This window comes from Paracoccus sp. MKU1 (assembly GCF_001447385.1).
Taxonomy (GTDB): Bacteria; Pseudomonadota; Alphaproteobacteria; order Rhodobacterales; family Rhodobacteraceae; genus Paracoccus.
In genome coordinates this window covers 79,744-96,368 of the sequence record NZ_LLWQ01000206.1, presented here as the reverse complement: position 1 = coordinate 96,368, position 16,625 = coordinate 79,744, and the positions used below count along the sequence as shown (strand labels likewise).

The 16,625-nt window shown below is 62.5% G+C and carries 10 protein-coding genes; all 10 read right to left on the bottom strand.

Translation table 11 applies throughout. The annotated features are described in order from the left end of the window. Positions 1-136 precede the first annotated feature (136 nt). Positions 137-7,774 (bottom strand): phage tail protein, encoded by a 7,638-nt coding sequence (locus AQY21_RS20770; protein ID WP_058099499.1) that lies wholly within the window; start codon positions 7,772-7,774, stop codon positions 137-139. Between the two features lie 72 nt (positions 7,775-7,846). Then, positions 7,847-8,506 carry a tail assembly protein gene (locus AQY21_RS20765; protein ID WP_058099498.1) on the bottom strand — a complete coding sequence of 220 codons (660 nt, stop codon included), beginning with the start codon at positions 8,504-8,506 and terminating at the stop codon, positions 7,847-7,849. A 1-nt stretch (position 8,507) separates the two neighbouring features. Next, positions 8,508-9,257, bottom strand: coding sequence for a C40 family peptidase (locus AQY21_RS20760; protein ID WP_058099497.1), 750 nt, complete (start codon positions 9,255-9,257; stop codon positions 8,508-8,510). Beyond that, on the bottom strand, positions 9,254-10,474 hold the full coding sequence (locus tag AQY21_RS20755) for a phage minor tail protein L (protein ID WP_058099496.1): 1,221 nt from the start codon (positions 10,472-10,474) through the stop codon (positions 9,254-9,256). The genes AQY21_RS20760 and AQY21_RS20755 overlap by 4 nt, the downstream gene beginning before the upstream one ends. Then, positions 10,471-10,821 carry a phage tail protein gene (locus AQY21_RS20750; RefSeq protein WP_058099495.1) on the bottom strand — a complete coding sequence of 117 codons (351 nt, stop codon included), beginning with the start codon at positions 10,819-10,821 and terminating at the stop codon, positions 10,471-10,473. The genes AQY21_RS20755 and AQY21_RS20750 overlap by 4 nt, the downstream gene beginning before the upstream one ends. A 2-nt stretch (positions 10,822-10,823) precedes the next feature. Next, a complete protein-coding gene (locus AQY21_RS20745; RefSeq protein ID WP_152988307.1) occupies positions 10,824-14,213 on the bottom strand; it encodes a phage tail tape measure protein in 3,390 nt (1,129 codons plus the stop codon). Positions 14,214-14,227: 14 nt separating this feature from the next. Then, on the bottom strand, positions 14,228-14,617 hold the full coding sequence (locus tag AQY21_RS20740; RefSeq protein ID WP_058099493.1) for a hypothetical protein: 390 nt from the start codon (positions 14,615-14,617) through the stop codon (positions 14,228-14,230). Between the two features lie 8 nt (positions 14,618-14,625). Beyond that, positions 14,626-15,045, bottom strand: a complete 420-nt coding sequence (locus AQY21_RS20735) for a hypothetical protein (RefSeq protein ID WP_058099492.1) — start codon at positions 15,043-15,045, stop codon at positions 14,626-14,628. Beyond that, positions 14,951-15,298: a hypothetical protein gene (locus AQY21_RS28815; RefSeq protein ID WP_152988306.1), complete on the bottom strand. Its 348-nt coding sequence runs from the start codon at positions 15,296-15,298 to the stop codon at positions 14,951-14,953. The genes AQY21_RS20735 and AQY21_RS28815 overlap by 95 nt, the downstream gene beginning before the upstream one ends. Positions 15,299-15,351: 53 nt before the next feature. Continuing rightward, complete coding sequence (locus AQY21_RS20730; protein WP_058099491.1) at positions 15,352-16,623, bottom strand: phage tail tube protein; 1,272 nt, start codon at positions 16,621-16,623, stop codon at positions 15,352-15,354. Positions 16,624-16,625: the final 2 nt, after the last annotated feature.

Below are 16,625 nucleotides of genomic sequence, written 5' to 3'. Positions count from 1 at the left end.
GCCAGCTTGTCTGCCACAACCGACCCGGCGGCCAGTTTGGCAGTCTCGACTGCGCCCGCCGCGATCTTGACGGCGGTGATCGCATTGGCCGCGACTTCGTTCGCCGTGACAGCGCCCGCCGCGATCTTTGCGGTGGTCACCGCATTGGATACGATCTTGTCTGCGGTGACGGCGKTGGCGGCAAGAGTGTCGGCTTCACAGCCCCGGCGGCCAAGTTGGCCGTTTTGATGGCACCAGCCGCGACCTTGGCAGCGGTGACAGCGCCCGACGAAATGGCGGCTGCCGTGATGGCGTTGGCCGCAACCTTGTCAGCGGTGATCGCATTGGCCGCAACAGCGTCTGCGGTAACCGCGCCGGTGGCGATCTTGAGCGAGGTGATGGCCCCGTCAACAATCAATTCCCCCGTCCCCATCATTTGCATGGAGACGTCGGCAACCTCGAAAACTGTCCCGACCGCGTTGGAGCATTGGACACGCAGGCCCATGAAGCCCCGGGCAAACGGCAATGCCCTCTCTCCGGTCAGGGTGACCCATTCTCCGGGCGTCATGGTCGCGGCGTCGGCGATAACCGGATTGATCCAGTTGTTCGATCCATCCGGGGTCACGCGCTCAACTAGGTTGATGCGGATCGAGCCAGAATTCCCGCTCACAAGGCGAACCGTCATCGTGTATCGGAATGCCGACCCCGGAACGACTTGGCGAAGCGTCTGCGTAGTGACGCGCCAATCCCTGTTGTTGACGCTGACGTCCGCCGCTGTTGGGGTGGCCCGCAGCATGTTGATCATGTTGCCTTGCGGGCCTATCCCGCTGACGATGTTGAAGTTGGCGCTGGGGACACCAGTCCAACCCGCGCCACCTGCATTGAAGTCGGGTTCGGCCAGAAGGTTCGCGGTATTGCCGATCAGCACCTTGTCTGCCGTGATGGCGTTGGCCGCGATTTCGGTAGAAGTGATGGCCCCAGCGGCGATCTTTCCCGCCGTGATGGCATTGGCTGCGACCTTATCGGCGGTGATCGACCCGGCGGCGATTTCATTGGCCGTCACAGCACCCGCCGCGATCTTGGCAGTCGTGACAGCGTTCGACGCGATATTAGCCGCAACGATAGTTCCAGCGGCGATCTCGTTTGCCGTGACGGCGTTTGTCGCGATCTTCTGGGTGGTCACCGCATTCGCCGCGATCTTGTCTGCGGTGACGGCGTTGGCCGACACTTTGTCGGCGGTCACCGCGCCTGCGGCGATACGGTCGGCGACCACAGACCCGGCGGCCAACTTGGCCGTTTCGACTGCGCCCGCCGCGATTTTCGGGGTGGTGATGGCGTTGGCCGCGATGTTTTCGGCGATGATGGTCCCGACCGCGATTTCGTTGGCCGTGACAGCATTCGTCGCGATCTTGGCCGTGGTCACAGCGTTGGCTTGGATTTTGTCGGCAGTCACCGCATTGGCGGACAACTTGTCTGCTGTGATCGCACCAGAGGCGATGCTGGCAGCTTCGATAGCCCCGGCAGCCACCTTGGCGGCGGTCACCGCACCCGCGCTGATCTTTCCCGCCGTGACGGAATTGGCAGCCAAGGCATTGGCGGTGATCGCATTGGCGGCGACGGCATCGGCAGTCACCGCATTGGTGGCGATCTTCGTGGACGTGATCGCGCCGTCCACAATAAGCTCTCCTGCCATGCGGAGACGCAGGCTCAAGCCGCTCATGCGGGCCGTGGTCCCGGTCCCGGCGACACCTTCCGACACCATGACAAATCTGAAGCGACGTTCGGTCGAACCTGTCGTCACCGCAACGGTCGCAGGCACAAGCGACGACGATCCGAGCCGTTGCTGTATTTGGACCTGACGGGTCGGGGTGACCGCGCCAGCAGCATCAAGGGAGCCGAATTCGATGCTAAGAGTGACGTTCCTCCCGGCTCCGGCGGACCCCACGCGGCAGGCCCCTCTCGCGAGGTATTCCGTCCCGGCTTCCAGCGGGAACCATGCGGTGGTAACCGACGTGTCCGCGTTGGAGACGGAGATTTCGTATCGACCAACGGCGGCTACAATCGCCGCGATTTGCGAGATGTTGGCGCTGGAAGAGTAGAGGCCGAGGTCCAGACCGTCGTAGTCGGGGAACAGGTTGGTGGTATCCGAGATCAGCAGCTTGGAAGTCGTGATCGCCCCGGCAGCGATTTCTGCGGCGGTGATGGCCCCCGCTGCGATCTTCCCTGCGGTGATGGCGTTGGCAGCAACTTTGTCAGCGGTAACCGCCCCGGTTGCGATTTCGTTTGCAGTCACCGCGCCTGCGGCAATCTTGGCCGTGGTGACGGCGTTGGCGGCTACCTTGTCGGCAACGACTGCCCCAGCAGCGATCTCGGTTGCCGTCACGGCACCAGCCGCGATCTTCGCTGTGGTGACAGCATTGGTGGCGATGTTGGCGGCGACGATGGTTCCCGCCGCGATTTCCGTCGCGGTCACCGCGTTGGCGGCGATCTTCCCGACCGTGACGGCCCCGGCCACGATCTTTTCCGACGTCACCGCATTGGCGGACAGCTTGTCGGCGACGACGGAACCTGCGGCCAGCTTCGACGTCTCGACCGATCCGGCGACCAGCTTGGGCGTGGACACCGCGTTGTCAGCGATATTGGTGCTGCCGACGGCGTTCGCAGCGATTTTGGCCGCCGTGACGGCGTTGGACGCGAGCTTCAGATCATTGATCGCACCGTCAACGATCATTTCCGTGCTGCTCTTGCGGCGCACGGTCGGATTGGAGAAGCGCGCCACCGCGCCGGTCGCGCCGGTGGCTTGCAGTTGAACGCGCGCGCCAATGGCGGTCTCCGGAGCGGTTACGCTCCCAGACAGCAGCGTGGGGTTCCAACTAGTAGTGATGGCCGACCCGACGAGAACGACGCCCGTCCACGTTCCATCGGCGAGGAGCCAGTTGATGGTGAGTCTAGCCGTCGAATTTTCCGGGCCTCCCGGGCCGCCGAAGGAGGTGGTCAGTGCAGACAGGAAATATTCGGTATTCGCGTCTACGCTGAAGGTCTGGCTGATGGCCTGACCCCAACTCGCATCAGCGGCGATCAGGATGATGCGGTTCGACAGCCATCTTGCGGGATCGGTGGGGACGATTGGCGAGAGGGTCGCGGCACTCGGCGTCCAGTAGGTGCCAAGCTCGACAAAGTTGGGATCGGTGATCAGGTTGGTCATGTCGCCGATGGCGAGCTTTGTCGCGGTGATCGCGCTGGCCGCGATCTGCTCGGACACGATCTGTCCCGTCACCTTTGCCGCTTCGATTGCGGCGATCTGATCATTGGAAAGCTGACCGGAAATGTCCCCTGCCGGGGTGGCAGCGGTGAAACCCGTTGCACCAGCAGGCGATCCGGTGTGTCGGTAGAGCTTGCCGTCGGTGGTCAGGAAAACGACGCGGCCCGCGAAGTTCCCGGTCCCCGGCAGCGAAGACACGATTTCTACCGGGCGCAGGCCCGAGGCGAACTTTGCCACCGTGATGGCGGCGTCCGCAATCTGGGTGGCAACAACCTGTCCCGTCAGTTTCGCAGCAGCGACCTGCGCGATCTGCCCATCGGTCAACTGGCCGGTGATCTTCGAGGCAGCCAGTCCCGCTATTTTCGCATCGGTGATGGCGCTGTCGGCGATCTGAACCGAGGTGATCTGTCCCGTGAGCTTCGCGGCATCCAGAGCAGCGATCTGACCATCGGTCAATTGCCCGGTAATCTTGGACGCGGCCAGACCCGCGATCTTCGCGTCGGTGATGGCGCTATTGGCGATTTGGGTAGAGGTGATCTGTCCCGTCAGCTTTGCCGCCTCGATAGAGGCGATCTGGGCACTCGTTAGCTGCCCAGTTATGTCAGCCGCAGGTGTTGCTGCGGTGAAGCCAGCGGCACCTGCCGGGCTTCCGGTATGGCGATACATCTTGCCGTCGGTGGTCAGGAATACCGTGCGACCCGCGACGTTTCCCGAGGTAGGCAGAGCGGACACAATCTCGACCGGGCGCAGGCCCGAGGCGAACTTCGCGGTAGTGATCGCAGCATCCGCAATCTGCGAGGCGACCACCTGTCCGGTCAGCTTGGCAGCGGCCACCTGCGCGATCTGGGCGTCCGTAAGTTGCCCCGTGATCTTCGACGCCGCCAGCCCGGCGATCTTGGCATCCGTGATGGCGCTGTTGGCGATCTGCGAAGAGACCACCTGCCCGGTGAGCTTTGCCGCGTCCAGTGCCGCGATCTGGGCATTGGTCAGTTGGCCGGTGATCTTGGATGCAGCAAGCGCCTCGATCTGGGCCGAGGCGATGGTGCCTGCGATGTCTTCTGACGCGATAGCCGCCGTCCAGCCGCCGCCGGTATTCCGGTAGAGCTTGCCATCCGTGGTCAGGAAAACCGTTCGGCCCTCGATATGCGGGGTTCCGGGCAGCGCGGACACGATCTCGATAGGCCGCAGACCAGCAGCGAACTTGGCCGTCGTGATGGCCGCGTCCGCGATCTTCTCGGACGTCACCGCGTTGGCGGCCAGCTTGGCCGAGGCGACGGCGTTGTTGGCGATTTTCGCGGTGGTGATTGCGTTGTTCGCTACATGTGTCGCTGTAATGGCGTTCTGGGCAATCTGGGCCGCGACCACCTGCCCGGTCAGCTTTACCGCGTCTAGGTCAGCGATCTGCTCGCTGGTCATCTGGCCGGTGATCTTGGAGGCTTCCAGAGCCGCGATCTGCGCGGCTTGAAGCTGACCGGCTATGTCCTCGGCGTTGATCGCCTTGGTCCATCCGGACCCGTCGTTTCTGTAAAGCTGATGGTCCGTGGTCAGAACCACCGTCCGACCAGAAACGTGAGGCGGGCCGGGAAGCGCCGACACGATCTCGACCGGGCGCAGGCCCGTTGCGAACTTGGCGATGCTGATCGCGCCGTCGTCAATCTGGTCTGCAACGACCTTGCCGGTAATATCGACGGCCTCGACGGCAGCGGACCATTCTCCGCCCGTGTAGCGGTAAATCTTGCCGTCCGAGAGAAGCAGGACCACCCGACCGTCGAAATTGCCTTCGGTCGGTAGTTCGTGAACCACCTCGACCGGGCGCAGGTCTTCCGGGAAGTCTTCTGGGGTCGGCTCGAAATCCGCTACCGCGCGCTCCCATGCTTCGCCGTTCCAGCGATACAGACGCTTCTCGGGGATCAGCCATACCAGTTCGTCAAGCTCACCCGTGGGGGGCAGGACAGCGACAGATCGGATTGCCTTCAACCCATCCAGCCAGTCCTTGAAGACGTCGGAAATATCCTCCGGTTCCAGCGCCAGCTTTTTGCCGATTACGGGGCCGACCCATGGCGAAGCGGGAACATCCGCATCGTGGACCGTGGTCCGGAACCAGTATTTCTGATCCACATCAAGGGGGCCGTCGCTGTCGGTATAGGTATCGCAAGGCGCAAGCCGCGCGATGATGTCCCCGGCGGCGGGCACCAGCTTTTCCATCGGGGTTCGGGCGATAACCACGCGGGCAAGGCCCGGCTCGTCTTCTGGCAATGCCCAGTAGAGCACAGGCCCGCTGGTGGTGTTAGTGACCCCTGCCGCCGTGATCGGGCGCGCGCTGGTGCTGCGCCCCGTCACCGTCATCTGCGGGGTATAGGCCCATTCAGACCTGCGACCGGACGCAGATTGTGCGCAGATGCGGAACTGCACATCGTCGCCGCGAAGGAAGAAGGGATAGCCGATCTCGGCATTGGACGTGCCGAATTCTCCGGCGAAGGCGTAGGCCCCGCCGTTTACGCGCACTTCCACGATGAATTCGCTGACTGCCGCGCCCTCTCTGGACGGGGTCCACGAAACCAGCGCCTTGATGTCCTGCTCGGTGCCCGGAACATTCCGTGCCGAAAAGATCAAGCTCGGGTTTCTGGGCGTGCCCGGCGCTGATCCGATCCGGGTCGGGTCTTCTATGCTCTCGAAGTCAATGCCGTCCTCGACCTGCGCGTATTTGTCGGCGACGTAGTTGAGCGCGCTGATCTCATAGATGCCCGGCTCGACCTCGGCCTTGGTCAACACGCGGTAGGTTTCCGGTTCCAGATCGCCCGGGATCAGCACGGCCCAGACGAAGCCGTCGGGAAGGTCGTTCGGCAGGCTCTGGGCCAGCGTGAGGCTCACCGTGCCGTCGGTGTTGGTGGTGACGGCGTTGATTGCAACCTGTTGCACCGCATGGTCATTGGTCAGGTAGCGGAACTGGCATCCAAGTTGCACCGAGGCGACGTCGCTGATGCCGTCCACGATGACCAGATTGCCTTGGTAGTAGACGGCCCGCCCGCCCCAGCGCGTGCCGATGTGGTCATTGTCCACCACCTGAATGACGGACCCCGGCTTGACCCACGCATGGTCATCACCAGCCCGATAGGTGATGACTTCGGTCTGGAACTGCTCGGTATAGAGGAGCCAGCGTGCGAGGCGTTGCGCTTGCCCCCGGCTGTCGCATCCGAAAGCGGTGATTTGCTTGGGACGGTAACCGTAGCGCGCCACCAGACCGTTCATCTGTGCGATCTCGATGGCGTCCTGATAGAGATTGGTCTTGTCCTTGTAGGCCACCATCACGGCGTTGGCGCGCGAACGAAGCGACGTCCCGGAGCGATTGAACTCTCCATTCTCGACGTTGGCATTGGTCACCAGCATCTCGGGATCGGTCGGCTTGTCCTGCGCCAGCGTGATCGTTCCCGATGCCCAGAAGGTGAGCGCCCGGAAGACCGAGGCCAGATTGTTGATCAGGTCATAGGCTTCCTGCTGCTCGGTGATCGCGACGTTCAGGCTGAAGCGCGGCTCGGTGCCGCCATAGCCGTCGTCAACCCGTTCGTCGCAATAGGGGGTCAGGGCATAGAGCGTCGCATCGTCAATATAGACGTCCCGGAAGGCCGCCCCGAGGCCGTAGCGCATGTTCTTCAGCATGTCGCGATAGCACCACGGCGGGCAGTTGGTCCACGCGAGCTTGAAGGTGCCATCCCAGAAGCCGGAGAGAGTTCGGGTGGCTGCGTCATAGTTCGACGGAACCTCCACGATCCGGCCCCGGACGTGGTAGAGCCGGTTCGGGACACCGGAGAACTGCTCGCTGTCCACCTCAAGGGCGATCAGGTGGCAGTAGGGGTAGGTGAAGTTCTTCTCCGTGATCTCTGTGTAACCGGCGAAGACGATGTCACTTTGCTTTTTCGACTCGGTTTCGTCATCGGAAACCCGCGTGACGCGAACTTCCCAAGGCCCATCCCCTTCAAGAGGGATGCGATACGCCGCCTCATAGAGCGAGTTCGTCTTACCCCGGATGGTGATGTCCTCGCCGCCGAACGTCGAGAACGGCATCCCGACCTGCCGATATTCGATCCGGAAGGTGACCGAATGGTTGACGATGTCACCGTCCTTTTCCATCGCCATGAGCGCCGGGATGTTGATGCGGACGCGGATCGCGGTCAGGCCGGTGTTGTTGATGGTCCGGGTGATGGGGCCAACGGATTTCTGGACCGTGATGCCGACCGTGACCTCGGTCTCGGCTGCCGAGAACCCGGGGATTGGGGATTGATCGACAGTCCCCAGCCGCTCATGGAATTCGATGCCCGAGAAGTTCCGGCTGCCGTCTTCGTTTTCTAGGGGGGTTCCGTCGATATAGATCGACTTCGCGCCGTTCACGAGGCCGACGTTCGGCCCTTCGCCGATCAGATCAACAAAGCGCGCGACTGCCTTGGAGATCAGGTTGTTCTTGGTCTCTTTCGGTGTGCGTTTCTTACCGCCACCGGAACCGGAGATCGGGCGCAGTTTGTCTTCGTCGCGCGGCATGGCTGAACCCCACTGATGGAATGCAGCTACATGTGTAGCTTTTGACACTCCATCAAGCAAGGTTGATTGCGGTTACGCGCCGCCCTTCAGCGTTTCGATACTGATACCAGCAGAGATGACCGTCGAGCCGACGAACGGCTCTCCGTAGATGACCGGGATGGCTCCACCCTCGGTCATGGTGTTGGTCGCCCCCGAGAAGGTATAGGACTGGCTGTCGTCCGTTTCTTCCATGCCCGGCATCGGTGACAACATCATGCCGATACCGGACAGCATCATGCCGACGCCAAGTTGCGCGACTGTGCCCCAGAAAGTGCCCTGCATGGCTCCGAACGCTGATTGCAGGCCGCCTGCCGCCATGCCGCCGGAGAAGATCAGGGCAGCGCCGACAAGCACCGCGCCGAGAAGTGCCATAAGGCCGCCCTTGCGACGCGAGGAGCCTTTGCCGCGCGGCGCGATGTGGAGCACGCCGCTGGTGACCGTGGAAAGGAAACCGGACTCGTCGGTGATCGGATGCTTCTTCTTGCGTTTGCCACACTCCTCCTCGATCCAGACGAAGAACTCGCCTTCCCGGATCGCGGTCAGGAACCGACCGATGAAATTGGCTTCCATGATATGCAGCGCCCGGGCGGCGTTCTCGGCCACCACCGGGAAGGTCTCGCCGAACTCTTTCTTCAGGCGACCGTAGAGCTTCACGCCCCTGATGGCGGGGCTGGCAGTTGCAACCTGTTGCACCTCATTTCTCCTTCTCTTTGAACCGCAGGATATGCGTGACTTTGGCCGTCAGGGTGTTCAGCGGACGACGCGAAGAAAGACCGTCTGCCGGGTGATGCAGGATCAGGTTGTTCCCGACATAGATGGCGAAGTGGTTCGGGGTGGACGACATGAGCGCCATGATCAGCGCGTCGCCTTCCCGTATTTGCGACATCTCGGTCAATGGGATGTCTTCCAGCATCGGGTAGCGCGCCCGGTTGTTGGCGTAGGTCGCATAGGTGTCGAGGCTGGCCCAGTCATCGGTGCGCGGGATGTCCGGCATGACGACGCCGTGGGTCTGCTTGATGTGCGAGCGGAACAGGGCGAAGCAATCGAAGGCCCCGGCCACCCATTGCCGCCCGAGCAGGGGTTCATCCAACAGGTGGTCTCCCCAGTGCAGCAGCTTGGCAAACTGGCCCCCGGCCAAGATGACGATGCCCCAAGGAACGTCGGTGTCGATCTGACCGCGCATATCGCTCTCGGACGGCGCGGCTTCACCGTTCGGGTGCGAATGGATCACGCCCTCGAAGCTGCCTTGAGCCAGCGCAGCGCGCATGTCTTCCGGGTCGATCTCGAAGTCAAGTTCCGGCTCCTCGGCCACGTTCCGGCAGCGCACATACCGACCGGACACCACCAGCCCGCAGCTTTCCTCGGGAAAGGCTTCCTGCGCGTGGGCGATAGCGTCTTCCCAGATGGAGAGGGAAAACGGACCTTTGTCATACGGGGGTCTCATCGGCTGATCCTTCCTGCACCCGGGAACCCGCCGAAGGGCGTCCGCTTTTGACCGGCAAAGCGCAGAAGGCACCCCTTCTGGGTCTGCGAGCATTTGTCCAGCCGGGCTTCGGTTACGGGTTCGTTCTTGTCGTTGAAATAGCTGTTGCCGACATAGGGGCAGGAGACATTGGTATAGTCGAACATGCCTGTGTCAGCGTTGAAAGTCCGATAGGTAAGCTGGCATCCGGTGCGCAGCACCTGCCGGGCCGGAAGCTGGATACCCTGTTGATCCATGGCGCTGGCAAGCTGCCATTCGATCATGGTCCGCGTATGGCTGACCTTCTGGTCGATCACATAGATTTCCTTGGGGTAGTGCGCGTTCGGATCGGCGTTCGGACCATCGTCAAGGAAGCGCCGGAAGGTGACCCAGCGGGTGATCTCGACCCCGGACAGATCGCCGAGGTTTTTCAGCAGGAGCGACCCTTCGCCCATGACGTTGGACATGCGGAACGTCGGGCGCGGAAGGGAGCCGTTCGAGGTGATCTCGAAGCCCTCTGCCTCGACCGGGCGAGGCTCATAAACCTGCCCACGCCAGAGGATTGGACGATAGATCGCCTCGTCTGCAACGACCTGAACCGTGGCCTGCGCGTGCGATGCCGACAGGCTTTCGAGTTCCAGATCGACCATATCCAGCCGGGCACGCTTGTTTTCCGCCCAAGCTCCGAATTTCACGAAGCTGACGGATCGCGCTCCCGTGCCGTCGGCGCTGAAGCCGACGATGACGTTTTGCAGATACGCTCCTGTGGGCATGGACACGGCAATGATCAGGTAGTCCGTTCCGGCATAGACAGAGGCCGCCTCAACAGCCCCGGTGACGCCGGTGACCGCCGTGGTGGGCTGCTGGCTGGCGGTGTTCTGCGAGAACTGGACGACAACCTGATTGGTTCCCGCGCCCTTGAAGGTCAACGAGACAAGTCGCGTGGATGCGCTCCGGCGCACAGCGAAGCGGAACAGCGCCGTGCTGCCGGGCGTGGTCAGTTCGCTCTGGCCCAGAGGCAGAGTCGCGATACCTGCCGCCCCGGTAGAGGAGAAGGTGCATACCCGGCCATCCCCGATCTCGTTGGTCATCGGTGAAACCCGTTGCACCGCACCGCCTTTTTCGCGCAGGTCGATGTCGAACAGGATCACCCGCGCATCGAGCTTCATGGACCGGGCGTGCTGGACGATCTTGCTCATGGTGCGAAGTCCTGTTCAAGCGTTGCGGTGACTTCCCAGTTCCCGGCGCTGGAAAAGTTCTGCGAGAATTCGGCGCAGGTGAACTTCGCCCCATTCCAAGGTGTGCGCAGGAATGGGCAGCGGAAAGCCTCGATACCCTTCCGGGCGCGCAGAAAAGCCACGATGGTTTCTTTCTCGCTCTCGGTCAGCCCCTCCCACTTCAGGCTGATGGTCCCGACATGCGAGTTCAGCCCATCAGGGCCGTCCTGCTTGTAGCCGTCTCCGAAGCGGATCGTTTTTACCCGGTGGGTCTCATCGACCTGAAGCGGGAAACTGGGGTTAACAGGGGGATTGAATACGGATGCCATGCTCACCTCTTCCCGTAGAGCGCCCCGCCGGGACGCATTTCCTTGTGGACCACTTCAATGACGGTGGTCTTGATCTCGTTCGACAGCGACTTCGCCAACGCTTTCTGGGCGTCCGGGCTGGTGGACCCGCCGCTGCCCGCGCCGCCGGGGATGGTGACGCTGGTGGAGACATGGATGTGCGTGTCTCCTTGGGTGGTGCTCTGCTCGCTGCGAGACCCTACCGTGCGAACACCAAGGCGACCGGAACCGTCCCGGGCCAACGGCATGATCGCCTCGTCTCCGGCCTCGCCCATCTCCCCAAGCCGTTGCTTGCCGCCGTCGCTATAGGTGAACAAGGTTGGTTGCGTCACAACCTTATTGGCGAATGGGCTGCCCTTGGCGAACTTGACCGCTTCTCCTGCCTCGGTAAAAGCGTTCCCCTTGGCGCTCGGCATGGTGACCGCGCCGGTGTTCGACACCCCGAACCCGAGACCGCCCAGCAGGTATTTGAAGACCATCACCTTCAGGGCGTAGTCCATGATCATCTTGCCGATTTCCTTGAACGTGTCCCCCACAGCGGATTTCAGAGCGTCCATCACCGACATCTGTTCCTCGAAAATATTGTCGAGGAAATTGGATGTCACGTCGCCGAGGCTTTGCACCACGCCAGAGGCGAGTTGGGTAGCGTCCACAACCTGTTGGCGGAAGTCGGCGAATTGGCTGGTGAACTGGGTGACAAAGTCGGTCCCGATAAGGGCAGCCGCTGCTTGCTGCTGCGCCAGATCGGCGAAGGAGTCACGAAGCGCATCGACTTCGGATTTGGCAAGACCAAGAGCTTCGGCCTCGGCGACGATCTCGGCGACTTTCGTGGCCTGATCCTTGGTCAGGCCGTATTCGCGCATGATCGAGGTCGCTTCCTTGGCGGCAGCGATCTGAAGCTGAATGCTCTTGGTTTCGTCGGCGATTTTCTTGCGGAACTCGGCGCGCGGGTCTTTCTCCTCCTTGCCGGAGCCGCCGGATTTCTTGGAGCCGCCACCTCCCGCGTCATCGTCCCCGGGTCGATCCGGTCCATCCGGGTCAACGGCTTTCTTCACTGGCTTGTCAACTCTGCCGGTGATACCGCCCTTGTCGTGTTCAAGCCGCCAAAGCTCCTTTTCGCGCCGGGCGGCGGTTTCGTCTAGGATCGAGCCGACAGCGTCGTTGGCGACTTCTGCGGCTTTGGCCGCAAGACCGCCGATATAGTCCACGTCCATCGCACCGGCGAAGGCTTCCTTCAGCCGGTCTCCGACCTCCTGCGCCTCATGGGACGCTTCTAGCCGGTATTTGGAGAGGTCAATGGAGCCGATCTTGCTGGCGAAGTCGGTCTCGGCCCAAGTTCCGGCGGTGAACCCGTCGATGGACGACAGGAACGTCCGGATGCTGGTCAGGACCGAGTTGATGCCTGCCTGAACGGTGTCGATCACCGAGTTCATCGCCATGACGAAGACGGCTTCCAGCGTTGCGGGGATGTTGCTGGTAGCGACATCGAGTGCGGCGGGGAGGGCGGCGAATGCCCCGATGATACCATTCAGAACATCGTTCACATTGTCCCGGGCTTCGGTCACCTCATCGACAAGGCGGGTCAGGAAGGTGGTGCCGCCTTCCTGAATGCCGCTGCTTTGGAACCACGAGACGAACTCGCCCCAGAGGTCTTTCAGACCGTTGATCGCGGTCTTGACCCGTTCGACCGCGCCGGTGACCCAAGTCGAGAAGCGCGACCACAGGGTCTTCATCACGTCCATGACGCTGATCGTGGTGCCCTTCCAGTTGAAGGTGATCGCCATGACCCGGCGGATCGCGTCAACGGCAAGCATGGCCCAGCCAACATAAGGCACAGCGCGCAGGGCCGCGCCAACGCCACGGATCAGGATCGAGAAACGGGAAAGGACGCTGAACACCGAGGATATTTTACCCACCCCGGTCTGCATCGCAGCGGCGGCGGTGGTGACGCCCGTGAAGCCCGCCCGCGCCAACGACAGGAACCCGAGGAGCACCCGAGACCCTGCGACCACGCCGATTGCCATACCGAGCGTCTTGATCACCTGAACAGCGGTTTCCGCCGCCTCGGCAAAGCGGGCCGTGGTGGGGGTCATGCCTTGCAGCGCCTGCACGAAGGCCGTGGCAAACTGCACGATGGCGCGCATGGGCTGGTCGAGGGCCTGTCCGATCCGGATGCCGAGTGTCTGCACGGCAGAGACCAGCGCCTTCCAATCCCCGGCGAGGCTGTTAGCCCGGTCCGAAGCCATCTGCGCGGCGCGGCCCATGGCGGTGGCGTTCTCCGCGATCAGTTTTTCGAGGCTGCCGTCACGATAGGCATCCATCAGCGCCGAAACCGGACTGACCCCGCGTTCACCGAACAGGGCTGTGAGGTCGTCGGTCTGGGCGTTGGCATCGACAAGGGCCTTGATCATGCCGACGATGCCAACCTTCTCGGGGTTGAATTTGTTCGGGTCGATCTTCAGCGCGTCGAAGGCGGTCTGTGCCTTTTTGGTGCTCTGGCCGAGAGCAATCATGGTCGAGTCCAGCAGGGCTGCCCGGACTGCGGTGCCCGCGATGCTACCCTTCAGACCGACGTTCGACAGCGCGCCGAGTGCGCCAAGGGCTTCGTCCACATCAACGCCAAGCTGCGAGGCGATGGTGCCCGCGTAGTTCATGGCTTCGGCCAGATCGAGAATGCCCGCAGAGGTGCTGGCAGAGGTCTGCGCCAGCGCATCGGCGACATGGTCGGCATCCTTTGCCCCAAGGCCGAACTGCTGAAGCGTGACCGCCACGATCTCCGAGGACCGGGCAAGATCGAGGTTGTCGGCGGTGGCGAGGTTCAGAACCGCAGGCAGGGCGTCGATGGCCTGATAGGCGTCGAAACCGGCACGGGTCAGTTCCTCAAGGCCGCCACCGGCTTGCGTTGCCGTGAACCGGGTGGTCGAACCCATGCGGATCGCGGCCTCGGTCATATCGTGCATCTCGGTAGCCGTGGCGCTCGTGACCGCCTTGACCGTTGCCATCTGGTCCGCGAACCCAGCATAGCTGGCGACCGTCGCTTTGGCGACCGCCCCTGCGGATATGCCCGCCGCGACGCCAACCGCCGCCTTGGCCGCGCTGCCATGGATTTTCTTCATCGCCCCGTCCGCAGACAGAACCTCCTTCCGGAGACCGGCGAACCGATCCTGAAGCTGCTTGACAACGGATTGAGCGCGCTTCAGCCCCTCGGAGGATTTCCGGACGCGGTCGGTCTGCTTCTCGGCGTCTCGGGCGGCCTTCTGCGCTTCCTTGGTGCGGGTTGCGACATCCCGCCAGTCCATCCCGAGCCGCTTCATGGCGGCCCGGGCAGCGTTTTTCATCTTCAGGACAAAGGTGATGTCTCTGTTCGTAGCCACGGTGCGCTCCCAGCTTATGCGGGTCGTGACCGCCTTCCCTTTGCACCGCGTTGCACCGACTGGGCGCGCGCTTGCCGCGTCCGCTCTTCATGCTCCTTGGCGTCACACGCGGCATTAGCCTCGTCAATCACCCGGAACATCTGCATCAGCTTGGCGCACTGGTCGTTCAATCCGCCGTGCTCGGGAAGAAAGCCACACTTGTAGCGGCCATAATACCAGAAGAGGTCGGCGAGGCCAGAGGTATTTCCTTCGTCTGGGTGGAGGACGCGGCGCGGACACCTCCTTGTCTCGCGCCCGTCGAACAGCATGGGGATCGGAGCGTCTTGGGTGCATCCGCGATCCAGTTTCTGCGATGCCGTGCAGGTGGCACAGTCGTAGTCTGGCAGAAGCCGGATCGCCAGCACGGCGCTCCTTAGTCGTTTCCCTCTTCGTCATCCAGCTTGTTCATGTCCACGATCTGCTGGTGCAGCCAGCGCAGGACTTTGCCGGGGATGCGGGCGACCAGATCACCCTTGGCGACCTTGTAGACCCGCGACCCGACCGTCTCGCTCTGGGTGGCATAGGGCAGCGGCTCGCCGTTCTCTCCGGGGAAGTTTTCCCAGCCCTTCAGGCCGAACTGCGCCACCTCGAAGGCAAGCTGGTTCTTCGCCAGCTTGACGCCAGCCTCTTCGTCCGGGCGTTGCGGGTCCACCGCCACGACAAGCGAGCGGTCGGAAAGCTGCCCGTAGACCCGGCTGTCAACCGCGCCGATGATCCATTTGGTCGGATTGTCCTTGTCGTCCGGGTGAACGACGGTTTTGGTGGTGTGCAGGTCGATTGCTTTGATTGCCATTTTTTGCTCCTAGATGGCTGTCAAGTGCATAGCGGGGATGACGTCCGCCGCGCGTTCCGATCACCTTCTCGATGAAGGTTCCCGGGGTATCGCGCACCACCTGCTCGGCCTCGGATCGCGAGGTTCTGGCGTCGATGATGCGCAGATTGGGTCTGCCGTCTCTGACGGCAAAGAGGCGTTGGAACACCACATAGAGCTTCACCGTCCGCAGCAGGGCGGATGCGTCGTCTTGGCTGTCTCCGGGTTTGCTCATGGTGGGTTCCGTTGCAACGGGTTGCACCCCGGAATGACCGGGGCGCGAAGGCTTCAGCAGAAGCAGAAGATGGTTTCGTCGTCGCCCGTCAGGCCGCGCTTGAACAGGATCGACTTGTCGTAGGCAAGGATGCCGTTGCGGTCCGTGTAGGATTGCTCGGAGGTCTGCGCACGCGGGCCGAAGATGGCGATCTGGTTTCCCGCCTCGGTGCCGACGCGAACCGTGAAGGTCTTCGATTTCGCCTCGGCGAAGTCGGCCCAGAACGGCTCATCGCTTTCAAGCTGCACTTCAGGCGTGAAACCCCCTTTCGGCTCCCGGCCAGCGATGCGCGACCCCAGATAGCCCTGCGCGGCGTTGACGTCCATCCGGGCCTGAATGTCGTTGCCAGCGTCGAAGGACCAGCTTTCGGCAATCATGTCGCGGTTCCCGCCCCACGTCAGAAGCGAAAGTTCCACCTGCGGAGCGATCAGGTCTTCGTAGACCGGGTTCGCGGGCATGGCCTGTGCGATGGGCTTCACATAGGTCGTGGTGAAGTTGAACGTGGCCTTGGCGATGTCGCCCGCCTGCGCTTCGATGGTGAAGCTGCCCATCCCGGCGTGGCCTTTGTGAAGGTTTCCGTCCTTCCACATGTAGATGGTTCCGGTGGAGTGGCCCTCGGACACCGGCTTGGCGATGACGCCGCGCGGGAAAACCTGCACCTGAAACTTGTCGCCAACGACAAGGTTGCCAGAGAAGGTGGGCGTGATCGAGATGCCCGAGTCGCCAAGCTGCTGCGCCTGCCCGGTGGTGATGGCCCGGGCCGCACTGGTAGCGCCCCCTGCCTCGGGGTTGTTGTTGCGACAGATCACCTGTGCCGTCCCGGAAGCACCGCCGGTAACGACTTCCAGCGTGTAGAGAACCGGGGAAGTGATGGTGGTGTTGCCGCTTTTGGTCCATGTGATGGCCGGGCCGGTATTGCCGCGAACCGGGATCACATCCGAGGTGGCCTGTGCCGCTGCTCCGTTGTTCGCGCCGAGGGCGTAACCGCAAGCGCGGATCAGCTTGGCGAAAGCCGAAGCGTCGGCCACAAGGCCGGAATGTTGCTTGCCGTTGCCGCGAAGCTCGACCTCGAAGCTGAAGCCCGAGACGACGCGACCGACGCGGTGCTCGAAATTCGACAGGTCCGTGGTGACGAAGTCGCGTTCGATGATCTGGGGGTCGGCGGTCCAGTTCGGATTGCCGACCAGAATGGCGTCTTGGGCTGCCGTCGGAACAGGATCAACACCAGTTTGGGTCTCGATCTTGAACAGCACCAGCCCCCGTTTCGTGAGAAGTCCACCGGGCATCT

What these genes read in the sequence shown, in the direction of transcription:
- AQY21_RS20760 (WP_058099497.1), bottom strand. Translation starts at nt 9,257, where the DNA reads ATGAGACCCCCGTATGACAAAGGTCCGTTTTCCCTCTCCATCTGGGAA.
- AQY21_RS20755 (WP_058099496.1), bottom strand. Translation starts at nt 10,474, where the DNA reads ATGAGCAAGATCGTCCAGCACGCCCGGTCCATGAAGCTCGATGCGCGG.
- AQY21_RS20750 (WP_058099495.1), bottom strand. Translation starts at nt 10,821, where the DNA reads ATGGCATCCGTATTCAATCCCCCTGTTAACCCCAGTTTCCCGCTTCAG.
- AQY21_RS20735 (WP_058099492.1), bottom strand. Translation starts at nt 15,045, where the DNA reads ATGGCAATCAAAGCAATCGACCTGCACACCACCAAAACCGTCGTTCAC.
- AQY21_RS28815 (WP_152988306.1), bottom strand. Translation starts at nt 15,298, where the DNA reads ATGAGCAAACCCGGAGACAGCCAAGACGACGCATCCGCCCTGCTGCGG.
- AQY21_RS20730 (WP_058099491.1), bottom strand. Translation starts at nt 16,623, where the DNA reads ATGCCCGGTGGACTTCTCACGAAACGGGGGCTGGTGCTGTTCAAGATC.